This is a genomic window from Shewanella sp. Pdp11 (assembly GCF_002838165.1).
Taxonomy (GTDB): Bacteria; Pseudomonadota; Gammaproteobacteria; order Enterobacterales; family Shewanellaceae; genus Shewanella; species Shewanella hafniensis.
The window spans coordinates 355,246-367,350 of the sequence record NZ_CP015194.1; the positions used below are offsets into that span (position 1 = coordinate 355,246).

Consider the following 12,105-nt stretch of genomic DNA (forward strand, 5'->3'; position numbering starts at 1 on the left):
CACAATGGTGGGACGCGGAATTTTAGAAAGGTAATGCCTGACTGTCAAGAAATAGCCAACTTTTGCGGCATATTCCAAGAAAAAAGGCGCCATAGGCGCCTTTTTATAACAAACTGATTACTTAATCTTGGCTACCAGCCAGGTTTAAGAGATCGGCCAAGTTCTGTTCGGCTTCACTTGCAGTGATCTTATTCACTACTACAGGTTCGTTTTTCTTCGCACGCGCTTCATTACGAGTCTTGTGATAAGCGTAACCGGTACCGGCTGGGATCAGTCGGCCAACGATAACGTTTTCTTTCAGACCACGTAATTGATCGCTCTTACCACCTACGGCAGCTTCGGTCAGTACGCGCGTGGTTTCTTGGAACGATGCTGCTGAGATAAAGGATTCTGTTGCCAGAGATGCTTTAGTAATACCCAGTAGTTCACGTTCAAAGGTCGCAGGCACTTTACCTTGGGCGATCAGTTCGCGGTTAGCGATCTTAACGCGTGACACTTCAGCTTGTTCCCCTTCAAGGAACTCAGTGTCACCGGCAGAAGTGATAAGACACTTACGCAGCATCTGACGGATGATCACTTCGATATGCTTATCGTTGATCTTCACGCCTTGCAGACGGTAAACGTCTTGTACTTCATTCACAATGTAGTTAGCTACGTTGTGGATACCACGAAGACGCAGAATGTCGTGTGCCGCTTCTGGACCGTCAGCGATAACTTCACCACGTTCGACTTTTTCACCTTCGAACACGTTTAAGTTACGCCACTTAGGGATCATCTCTTCATAATGATCGCCGCCATCAGCAGGTGTAATCACCAAACGACGCTTACCTTTGGTCTCTTTACCAAACGAGATAGTACCAGAGATTTCCGCCAGAATTGCAGGCTCTTTTGGCTTACGCGCTTCGAACAAGTCAGCAACGCGTGGCAGACCACCGGTGATGTCGCGTGTTTTAGACGATTCCTGAGGAATACGAGCTAAAGCGTCACCCACGTTGATTTGCGCGTTATCTTCTAAGTTAACGATCGCACTACCTGGTAAGAAGTACTGTGCAGGTACTTCAGTACCTGGGATCATTAAATCGCTACCATTAGCGCCAAGCAGACGGATCATTGGGCGCATTTCTTTACCCGCAGTACCACGCTGACCAACGTCAAGGATCACGATTGATGACAGACCCGTTAGTTCGTCTGTTTGACGTGTCATAGTAACACCGTCAATCATGTCTACGAACTTGATACTACCCGCCACTTCAGAAATGATTGGGTGAGTATGTGGATCCCAGTTAGCGATAACATCGCCCGCTTCAACAGCGGCTTCTTCTAGCTTCTCGAGCACAGTACCGTATGGCACTTTATAACGCTCTTTCTCACGACCCAGCTCGTCAATAACGGCCAGTTCAGAAGAACGAGAAACGATAACCAGTTTGCCGTCACTGTTAGTAACATGCTTAGCATTATGCAGTTTCAATGAACCCGAGTTTTTCACTTGGACATTATTTTCTGCAGACGCTCTAGATGCCGCACCACCGATGTGGAACGTACGCATCGTTAACTGTGTACCTGGTTCACCGATAGATTGTGCTGCCACAACACCGATGGCTTCACCGTGGTTAATAATATGACCACGAGCCAAGTCACGACCGTAACAAGCTGCACACACACCGAAATCGGTATCACAAGAAATAACAGAACGTACAATCACTTCGTCGATTGAATGCTCTTCTAACTTGTCACACCATGCTTCGTCGAGTAGCGTGTTACGTGGTGCGAGTACGTCTTCAGTGCCTGGATAGAACACATCAATCGCAACCACACGACCCAGTACGCGTTCACGTAACGGCTCAACCACATCACCACCTTCAATCAGCGGTTTCATGGTTAGACCTTCGTGAGTACCACAATCGTCTTCGATAACCACTAAATCTTGTGCAACGTCTACAAGACGACGAGTCAGGTAACCCGAGTTCGCTGTCTTCAATGCCGTATCGGCTAGACCTTTACGCGCACCGTGAGTAGAAATAAAGTACTGGAGTACGTTTAGACCTTCACGGAAGTTAGCGGTAATTGGCGTTTCGATGATTGAGCCGTCTGGCTTAGCCATCAGACCACGCATACCCGCCAACTGACGGATCTGTGCGGCACTACCACGAGCGCCTGAGTCAGCCATCATATAGATGCTGTTAAACGAGGCTTGTTTCTCTTCAACACCATCACGGTTAATCACTGTCTCAGTTGACAGGTTTTCCATCATAGCTTTAGAAACTTTTTCGTTGGCACTTGCCCAGATATCGATAACTTTGTTGTAACGCTCACCAGCTGTAACTAGACCAGATTGGAACTGCTCTTGAATTTCAAGAACTTCCGCTTCTGCATCAGCAACTAAGGTGTATTTCTCGTCTGGAATAACCATGTCATCGATACCGACAGAGGCACCAGAGATGGTTGCAAAACGGAAACCGGTATACATCAATTGGTCAGCGAAGATAACAGTATCTTTCAGACCCAGTTGACGATAACAGGTGTTCAACAGTTTAGAGATCTGCTTTTTGCCCATGTTCTGGTTAACCAGATCAAATGACAAACCTGCTGGCAGAATCAATGACAGCAGAGCACGACCCACAGTAGTATCAACGATACGGCGTTGTTCAGTACGTTCACCTGCGTCACCAAGAATGGTTTCAGTGATACGCACTTTAACGCGGGCATGCAGTTCAGCAGCGCCAGTTGCGTAAGCTTTTTCAACTTCAGCAACAGACATAAAGTACATACCTTCACCACGGCCGTTAATACGCTCACGGCTGGTGTAGTACAGACCCAATACCACGTCTTGAGACGGAGTGATTACTGGCTCGCCGTTAGCTGGTGACAGGATGTTGTTGGTAGACATCATCAGGGCACGGGCTTCAAGCTGCGCTTCCAGTGTTAACGGTACGTGTACCGCCATTTGGTCACCGTCGAAGTCGGCGTTGTATGCCGCACAAACGAGTGGGTGTAACTGGATGGCTTTACCTTCAATCAGTACTGGTTCGAACGCTTGAATACCCAGTCTGTGCAGTGTTGGTGCACGGTTGAGCATCACTGGATGTTCGCGGATCACTTCATCCAGAACGTCCCAAACTTCCGCCACTTCACGCTCAACCATCTTCTTAGCGGCTTTGATAGTAGTTGCTAAGCCACGACCTTCCAGCTTGCCATAGATGAATGGCTTGAACAGTTCCAGTGCCATCTTCTTAGGAAGACCACATTGGTGCAGACGTAGAGTTGGACCTACGGTAATTACCGAACGACCAGAATAGTCGACGCGCTTACCCAATAAGTTCTGACGGAAACGACCTTGCTTACCTTTGATCATATCGGCCAAAGATTTCAGAGGACGTTTGTTAGAACCGGTAATAGCACGACCACGACGACCGTTATCTAATAGCGCATCAACAGACTCTTGTAACATACGCTTTTCGTTGCGTACGATAATGTCTGGCGCAGCTAAATCTAACAGACGCTTCAAACGGTTGTTACGGTTGATCACGCGGCGATACAGGTCGTTAAGATCTGAAGTCGCGAAGCGGCCGCCATCGAGCGGTACCAACGGACGTAAGTCAGGTGGCAACACAGGCAGTACTTTTAAGATCATCCACTCAGGCTTGTTGCCTGAAGTGTAGAATGCTTCCATCAACTTAAGACGTTTAGTCACTTTCTTGCGACGAGTCTCAGAGTTGATTGAAGGCAATTCTTCACGCATTTGTTCGATTTCTTTCGCTAAATCGATAGCACGTAACAGTTCAAGTACTGCTTCGGCACCCATTTTAGCTTCGAACTCATCACCGTATTCTTCTAATGCATCCAGATAAGTTTCTTCTGTCAGCATTTGGCCACGCTCAAGGCTGGTCATGCCAGGCTCGATCACGACAAATGATTCAAAATACAGTACGCGTTCGATATCACGCAGCGTCATATCCAGCATTAAGCCGATACGTGACGGTAGTGATTTTAAGAACCAAATGTGCGCAACTGGGCTAGCCAGTTCGATGTGACCCATACGCTCACGACGTACTTTAGTTTGGGTTACTTCAACGCCACACTTTTCACAAATAACACCACGGTGCTTCAAACGTTTGTACTTACCGCACAAACATTCATAATCTTTGACTGGACCAAAGATACGCGCACAGAACAGACCTTCACGCTCAGGCTTGAAGGTACGGTAGTTGATGGTTTCTGGCTTCTTAACTTCACCAAAAGACCAAGAACGGATCAGATCAGGCGATGCCAGACCAATTTTGATGCCGTTAAATTCTTCAGTCTTGCTCTGCTGTTTCAGAAACTTTAATAAGTCTTTCACGTTTCTCTCCTGAAGGAGTTAAACCGGGTGCTCCGCTCGCACGGAGCACCATTCTGTTTGCCAAACGCGGCTAAAGGCCTGCGCTTATGCCTGATCCAACTCGATATTAATACCGAGTGAACGGATCTCCTTCAGTAACACGTTGAAGGACTCTGGCATGCCAGGTTGCATCTGATGGTTACCGTCGACGATGTTCTTATACATCTGAGTACGACCGTTAACGTCATCCGATTTAACGGTGAGCATTTCTTGAAGCGTATAAGCGGCACCGTATGCTTCTAGTGCCCACACTTCCATCTCACCGAAACGCTGACCACCGAACTGAGCTTTACCGCCCAGTGGTTGTTGAGTCACTAAGCTGTACGAACCGGTAGAACGGGCGTGCATCTTGTCATCAACTAAGTGGTTCAGTTTGAGCATGTACATGTAACCAACAGTTACTTGACGCTCAAATTCGTTACCGGTACGACCATCAAACAACTTCAACTGACCAGAGGTTGGCAAACCTGCAAGTTCAAGCATCTGCTTGATCTCTTTCTCTTTAGCACCGTCGAATGCAGGAGTTGCAATCGGGATACCGCCTTTCAGGTTAGTCGCAAGACGTAATACTTCATCATCAGTGAATGAATCGATATCGACGCGCTGCTGCACTTCGTCACCTAATTCATAAACTTGCTTGATGTAGCCACGAACTTCAGCCAGCTCGCGCTGTTCTTCAAGCATCGCAGTGATCTTGTTACCAATACCTTTGGCAGCGGCGCCCATATGGACTTCAAGTACCTGACCAATGTTCATACGTGATGGAACACCTAGCGGGTTCAATACGATGTCTACTGGGTTACCTTGTTCGTCATACGGCATGTCTTCGATTGGGCAAATCTTAGAGATAACACCCTTGTTACCGTGACGACCCGCCATCTTGTCACCAGGTTGGATAGTACGCTTAACCGCTAAGTAAACCTTAACGATCTTCAGTACGCCTGGAGCCAAGTCATCACCTTGGGTGATCTTGCGACGTTTGATTTCAAACTTCTTATCGAAGTCAGCTTTCAGCTCTTCATGCTGTTCAGCTAATTGCTCAAGTTCAGTTTGTTTAGCTTCATCGTCAATGACTTGAATCAACACATCTTTACGTGGCAAGGCAGCAATTTGCGCTTCAGTGAAACCAGCACCGATTAACAGGTTACGTGCACGGCTCAAAACACCTTCTTCAAGGATCTTGAACTCTTCACCTAAGTCTTTACGAGCTTGGGCAATGTGCATCTCTTCGATTTCAACTGCACGCTTGTCTTTTTCAACGCCGTCACGGGTAAATACCTGAACGTCGATGATAGTGCCCTTAACAGAGTTAGGAACACGCAGTGAACTGTCTTTAACGTCAGACGCTTTCTCACCGAAGATAGCACGGAGTAATTTCTCTTCTGGCGTCAGCTGTGTTTCGCCTTTTGGCGTCACTTTACCAACCAGAATATCGCCACCCTTCACTTCTGCACCAATGTAAACGATACCTGACTCGTCGAGTTTCGACAGAGCAGACTCACCAACGTTTGGAATATCAGCTGTGATTTCTTCGCTACCCAACTTAGTATCACGAGCGATACAAGACAGCTCCTGAATGTGGATAGTGGTGAAACGGTCTTCTTGCGCAACGCGCTCAGAAATTAAGATCGAGTCTTCGAAGTTGTAACCGTTCCAAGGCATGAACGCGATACGCATGTTCTGGCCAAGGGCTAAATCACCTAAGTCAGTAGACGGACCGTCTGCTAACACGTCACCGCGAACCACTGGCTCACCAACAGCACAACAAGGGCGTTGGTTGATACAAGTGTTTTGGTTAGAACGGGTGTACTTAGTCAGGTTATAAATGTCGATACCGGCTTCGCCTGGGCGCAGCTCATCTTCATTTACTTTAACAACGATACGGCTCGCATCAACGTAGTCAATGAAGCCACCACGCTTAGCAACAACCACAACACCTGAGTCAACAGCGAGTGTACGTTCAATACCAGTACCTACTAGCGGCTTTTCAGAGCGCAGTGTTGGTACGGCTTGACGTTGCATGTTCGCACCCATCAATGCACGGTTAGCATCATCGTGTTCTAAGAACGGGATGAGCGACGCTGCAACTGAAATGATCTGTTGTGGCGAAACGTCCATATATTGGATGTCAGCAGCGCGCATAAAGGTAGATTCACCTTTATGACGACAAGCAATTTGCTCTTCTGCCATACGACCGTTCGCGTCAACTTCAATGTTCGCCTGTGCGATCACATAACGACCTTCTTCGATTGCTGACAAATATTCCACTTCGTCAGTAATCACACCGTCGATAACCTTGCGGTATGGCGTTTCTAGGAAGCCGTATGAGTTAGTACGGGCAAAGCTTGCTAATGAGTTGATTAGACCAATGTTTGGACCTTCAGGGGTCTCAATTGGACATAAACGACCATAATGCGTTGGATGTACGTCGCGGACTTCGAAGCCTGCACGTTCACGAGTCAAACCACCAGGGCCAAGAGCAGAAATACGGCGCTTATGCGTTACTTCTGACAGCGGGTTGTTTTGGTCCATGAATTGTGACAGCTGAGAAGAACCGAAGAACTCTTTCACTGCAGCAGAAATTGGCTTAGCGTTAATCAAGTCTTGTGGCATCAGCTCGTTCAGATCGCCTAAAGATAGACGTTCACGCACGGCGCGCTCAACACGGACTAAACCTACACGGAATTGGTTTTCAGCCATTTCACCGACGCTACGAATACGACGGTTGCCTAAGTGATCGATATCATCGACTTCGTCGAAACCGTTACGGATATGAATGATATTCTTCATTACCGCGACGATGTCTTCTTTAGACAATACACCGCTACCTTCGTCATCAGGAATGCTGAGACGACGGTTGAACTTCATACGACCGACTTTAGACAGGTCATAACGCTCTTCACTGAAGAACAAGTTCTGGAATAGTGCTTCGGCAGCATCTTTGGTTGGTGGCTCGCCAGGACGCATCATACGATAGATTTCAACCAGTGCTTCTAAGCGGTTAGTGGTTGAATCGATACGCAGCGTATCTGAAATATAAGCACCATGATCTAGCTCGTTGATATACAAGGTGCTGAGTTCTTTAATACCGGCCAATGATAATTTAGCCAAATCTTCTAAGCTAATTTCACTGTTGGCAGAGACTAAAACTTCACCTGTATCCGGATCGATATAATCCTGAGCAGCATATTTGCCCACGATATATTCAACTGGCACTTCGAGCTCAGTGGTATTGGTTTTTTCTAATTGGCGAATGTGGCGCGCAGTGATACGACGACCAGCTTCAACCAATACAGAACCTTCAGCATCCTTGATGTCATAGCTGGCAGTTTCGCCACGCAGACGCTCAGGAACCAAAGCCATAACCAGAGTATCTTTCTTGATCTTGAACTCAACGCGTTCAAAGAACAGATCGAGGATCTCTTGAGTAGAATATTCTAATGCACGTAACATGATGGTCGCAGGCAATTTGCGGCGACGGTCAATACGCACAAATAGTGCATCTTTAGGATCGAATTCAAAGTCAAGCCATGAACCACGGTAAGGAATAATACGTGCGTTATACAGCACCTTACCTGATGAGTGGGTTTTACCACGGTCATGATCAAAGAACACGCCTGGAGAACGGTGTAATTGAGATACGATTACACGCTCAGTACCGTTGATAACAAAAGTACCGTTATCCGTCATCAATGGGATATCACCCATGTAGACTTCTTGTTCTTTAATATCTTTTACTGTGCCCGCCGCTGCTTCACGGTCATACAACACCATGCGTAATTTAACGCGTAGTGGAGCTGAGTACGTAACACCACGGATCTGACACTCTTTCACATCAAAAACAGGCTCGCCAAGCTTATAGCTGACGTATTGCAGTTCTGAATTACCAGAAAAGCTCTTGATGGGAAAAACGCTACGGAAGGCGGCTTCTAAACCGCGCTCACCGGTAGGATCTTGATCGGTGAACTTCTTAAAAGAGTCTAGCTGGATAGACAATAAATAAGGGATATCCAAAACTTTTGGACGCTTACCAAAGTCTTTGCGAATACGCTTCTTTTCAGAATAGGAGTAAACCATGGGTTTCCTCTGCTTACGAGATGTGACCAAGACTGAATAAATAACTTATGTTATTAAATTCAGCACGTTTGCCCATCACCGTTGATGGCAAGAACCTAACCAGTAATCTCTGCTAGGGACTGCAAAATTTGGCGACAAACGGTGAAAAAAAATCGCCAGCGCATATAGCGCAAAAAAGGCCGACGGTTAAAAAACCGCCAGCCTCCACCCAAGTGGCTTGGGTGAGCAAGCTAAATAATAGCTTACTTGATTTCTACAGAAGCACCAGCTTCAGTAAGTTCTTTCTTCAGAGCTTCAGCTTCTTCTTTAGAAACGCCTTCTTTAACTGCTACTGGAGCAGCTTCAGACATAGCTTTAGCTTCTTTCAGGCCTAAACCTGTTGCGCCACGGATTGCTTTAATAACAGCAACTTTGTTGTCGCCGTGAGCAGTCAGGATTACGTTGAATTCTGTTTGTTCTTCAACAACAGCAGCTTCAGCGCCACCAGAAACAACAGCAGCAGCGGCAGAAACGCCGAACTTCTCTTCCATTGCTTCGATCAGTTCAACAACTTCCATTACAGACATAGCTGCAAAGGCTTCTAAGATTTGGTCTTTAGTGATAGACATAACAAATGTTTCCTATTGTTCTGAATTCAATTTTATTAAGCAGCCAGCTTGAAATTAAGCGGCTTCTTGTTTTTGATCGCGCAGGGCGGCCAGTGTACGAACGAACTTGCCAGCAGATGCTTCTTTCATAGTCATCATTAACTGAGCTAGTGCTTCTTCGTATGTTGGCAGTTTCGCCAAACGATCAATTTCAGCTGCAGGGATGAAATTCCCTTCAAAGGCTGCGCCTTTAACTTCGAAGTTAGCTTGTTCTTTAGCAAAGTCTTTTAACAGACGTGCTGCAGCACCTGGGTGCTCTAAAGAAAAAGCAATCAAAGTTGGGCCAGTGAACGTTTCTGCTAGGCACTCAAAAGCTGTACCTTCAACAGCACGACGAGCCAATGTGTTACGTACTACACGTACATATACACCAGCTTCGCGAGCTTTTTTACGCAGACCGGTCATAGCACCTACAGTCACACCGCGAGAATCAGCGGCAACTGCAGATAGCGCACCTTTGGCAGCTTCGTTGACTTCAGCAACAATCGCTTTTTTGTCTTCGAGTCTTAATGCCATTGGCTTTACTCCTGGATTCTACCTAGGGTATTCCCTAGTATTTACCATACTAAATACTTATGTATTTAGTGACTTACGGTGCAGATTATCCAGTAAAAAAATTTAGCTGGGGCCTGACACCGTCTACGCAGGAAATTAAGTTATTTTTACAAAAAACACCTGCGGTCTTGGACGGAAACCTGAGTTACAACCGATTAAACGGCGATAAAACAGGCTTCAACCCACAAAGTGCGCGCATTATAGATTAATACGCTCACCTTGTAAAATTATATGGTTGTCTCAAGCGTAGCTTGATCAACTGCAACACCTGCACCCATAGTGGTAGAGATGCTAACCTTTTTCACGTATACACCTTTAGCAACTGCAGGCTTAGCCTTTTTCAGTGCAGAGATCAACGCTTCCAAGTTTTCTTTCAATTGAACTGGTGTGAAATCCACTTTACCGATAGTAGTGTGGATAATACCGTTCTTGTCGTTACGGTAACGAACTTGACCAGCCTTGGCATTCTTAACAGCTTCAGCAACGTTTGGTGTTACTGTACCTGTTTTAGGGTTAGGCATTAAACCACGTGGGCCTAAGATTTGACCTAACATACCAACAACGCGCATTGCATCTGGAGATGCGATAACCACGTCGAAGTTCATTTCACCGGCTTTGATTTGCTCAGCCAGATCATCCATACCAACTAGCTCAGCACCAGCAGCTTTTGCCGCTTCAGCATTTGCACCTTGTGTAAATACTGCAACGCGAACGTCACGACCAGTACCGTGTGGCAACACTGTTGCACCACGAACGTTTTGGTCAGATTTACGTGGGTCGATACCCAGGTTAACTGCTACATCTACACTTTCAACGAATTTTGCAGTTGCTAATTCTTTTAACAGAGCAACAGCTTCGTTGATATCGTAGCTTTTAGTACCGTCAACTTTCTCGCGAATTACGCGCATGCGTTTAGTTAGCTTTGCCATTATATTAATCCTCTACAACCAAACCCATTGAACGCGCAGTACCTTCGATTGAGCGAGTCATCGCTTCAATGTCAGCACCAGTCATATCGGCAGCTTTAAGTTCAGCAATTTCTTGAACTTTAGCGCGAGCGATAGTACCCACTTTCTGAGTGTTTGGACGTGGAGAACCTGATTTCAGGCCTGCAGCAGTCTTCAGTAAGTAAGACGCTGGAGAAGTCTTAGTTTCAAAAGTGAATGAACGGTCACTGTATACAGTGATCACGACTGGAATAGGCATGCCTTTTTCCATTTTTTCTGTACGTGCGTTAAACGCTTTACAGAATTCCATGATGTTCACACCTTTTTGACCCAAAGCTGGACCAACTGGTGGTGACGGGTTCGCAGAACCTGATTTTACTTGTAGCTTAATATAAGCATCAATCTTCTTTGCCATCTGACATTTCCTCAGTTTGGGTTCAAACGCGCATCAGCGACATGCTGACGTGCTCCCCCGAAAACAACGGGGACGAATTATATAGAAATTCGCCCCCGTTGCCAAACGGATTTTGTATTTTATTTAATCAGCCTTTTTCAACTTGACTAAAGTCAAGTTCAACAGGCGTAGAACGACCAAAGATCATTACTGATACTTTTACGCGGCTCTTGTCATAATCCACTTCCTCAACGGTACCGTTGAAGTCAGCAAATGGACCATCACATACACGCACCACTTCACCAGGCTCAAATATAGTTCTATGAGTCGGTGACGCTGTCGTTTCTTGTAAGCGACGCAGAATTGCATCCGCTTCTTTATCGGAAATTGGGGCAGGACGATCAGAGGTTCCGCCAATAAAGCCTAAAACACGCGGGATGCTTTTGACTAAATGCCAGCTGTCATCGTTCATTTCCATCTGGACTAACACATAGCCAGGGAAAAACTTACGTTCGCTCTTACGACGCTGACCTGCACGCATTTCAACGACTTCTTCAGTCGGGACCAATACTTCGCCGAAGTATTCTTCCATGCCGTGCATCTTAATGTATTCAATCAGTGACTTACAAACTCGGCCTTCATAGCCTGAGAATGCCTGCACTACATACCATCTTTTTTTAGCTTCTTTAGCTTCAGTCATTCGAGGTGCCTATACGCCAGTGATAAAATTGACAATTCGCATTAACACAGCATCCATACCCCAAAGGATAAGAGCTAAGATACCTGTTGCTGCAAGGACAATAAAAGTGGTGTTTAGTGCTTCTTGACGCGTCGGCCATACAACCTTGCGCACTTCGATATGCGCTTCACGGGCAAAAGCTAACGCTTTTTTACCTTTTACAGTCTGAAGCGCAATAAAACCAGCAATAGCGAATGCAACGATAACACTAAGCGCACGTATTACGGCACTGGCTTCGCTATACATTTGATTGCCAATAACAGCAGCGGCTAGTAATACAATCACTAAACCCCACTTCACGATATCCAGAGAATTGTTCTGGTTTTCAGTATTTGTTGTCATCGGTTTTTCCGTTACTCAATACGGCC

The 12,105-nt window shown here is 46.2% G+C and carries 8 protein-coding genes; all 8 read right to left on the bottom strand.

The features are described 5' to 3' along the window. Positions 1-121: 121 nt before the first annotated feature. The 8 genes from rpoC to secE all read right to left on the bottom strand — a co-directional run bounded on the left by rpoC (position 122) and on the right by secE (position 12,079). A complete protein-coding gene (gene rpoC / locus AYJ58_RS01765) occupies positions 122-4,339 on the bottom strand; it encodes a DNA-directed RNA polymerase subunit beta' (RefSeq protein ID WP_106648462.1) in 4,218 nt (1,405 codons plus the stop codon). A gap of 84 nt (positions 4,340-4,423) precedes the next feature. After that, the gene (rpoB, locus tag AYJ58_RS01770; RefSeq protein WP_106648463.1) at positions 4,424-8,455 is read right to left on the bottom strand and encodes a DNA-directed RNA polymerase subunit beta; all 4,032 of its coding nucleotides are present in this window, start codon (positions 8,453-8,455) and stop codon (positions 4,424-4,426) included. A gap of 242 nt (positions 8,456-8,697) precedes the next feature. Next, the gene (rplL, locus tag AYJ58_RS01775; protein WP_106648464.1) at positions 8,698-9,063 is read right to left on the bottom strand and encodes a 50S ribosomal protein L7/L12; all 366 of its coding nucleotides are present in this window, start codon (positions 9,061-9,063) and stop codon (positions 8,698-8,700) included. Positions 9,064-9,117: 54 nt separating this feature from the next. Further along, positions 9,118-9,618, bottom strand: coding sequence for a 50S ribosomal protein L10 (gene rplJ / locus AYJ58_RS01780; RefSeq protein ID WP_006083609.1), 501 nt, complete (start codon positions 9,616-9,618; stop codon positions 9,118-9,120). Positions 9,619-9,884: 266 nt separating this feature from the next. After that, positions 9,885-10,586 carry a 50S ribosomal protein L1 gene (gene rplA / locus AYJ58_RS01790; protein ID WP_106648466.1) on the bottom strand — a complete coding sequence of 234 codons (702 nt, stop codon included), beginning with the start codon at positions 10,584-10,586 and terminating at the stop codon, positions 9,885-9,887. Positions 10,587-10,590: 4 nt separating this feature from the next. Then, positions 10,591-11,019, bottom strand: a complete 429-nt coding sequence (gene rplK / locus AYJ58_RS01795; protein ID WP_006083611.1) for a 50S ribosomal protein L11 — start codon at positions 11,017-11,019, stop codon at positions 10,591-10,593. Between the two features lie 127 nt (positions 11,020-11,146). Continuing rightward, positions 11,147-11,698, bottom strand: coding sequence for a transcription termination/antitermination protein NusG (nusG, locus tag AYJ58_RS01800; protein ID WP_106648467.1), 552 nt, complete (start codon positions 11,696-11,698; stop codon positions 11,147-11,149). Positions 11,699-11,707: 9 nt separating this feature from the next. Further along, complete coding sequence (gene secE, locus AYJ58_RS01805; RefSeq protein ID WP_006083613.1) at positions 11,708-12,079, bottom strand: preprotein translocase subunit SecE; 372 nt, start codon at positions 12,077-12,079, stop codon at positions 11,708-11,710. Positions 12,080-12,105: the final 26 nt, after the last annotated feature.

What these genes read in the sequence shown, in the direction of transcription:
- rpoB (WP_106648463.1), bottom strand. Translation starts at nt 8,455, where the DNA reads ATGGTTTACTCCTATTCTGAAAAGAAGCGTATTCGCAAAGACTTTGGT.
- rplL (WP_106648464.1), bottom strand. Translation starts at nt 9,063, where the DNA reads ATGTCTATCACTAAAGACCAAATCTTAGAAGCCTTTGCAGCTATGTCT.
- rplJ (WP_006083609.1), bottom strand. Translation starts at nt 9,618, where the DNA reads ATGGCATTAAGACTCGAAGACAAAAAAGCGATTGTTGCTGAAGTCAAC.
- rplA (WP_106648466.1), bottom strand. Translation starts at nt 10,586, where the DNA reads ATGGCAAAGCTAACTAAACGCATGCGCGTAATTCGCGAGAAAGTTGAC.
- rplK (WP_006083611.1), bottom strand. Translation starts at nt 11,019, where the DNA reads ATGGCAAAGAAGATTGATGCTTATATTAAGCTACAAGTAAAATCAGGT.
- nusG (WP_106648467.1), bottom strand. Translation starts at nt 11,698, where the DNA reads ATGACTGAAGCTAAAGAAGCTAAAAAAAGATGGTATGTAGTGCAGGCA.
- secE (WP_006083613.1), bottom strand. Translation starts at nt 12,079, where the DNA reads ATGACAACAAATACTGAAAACCAGAACAATTCTCTGGATATCGTGAAG.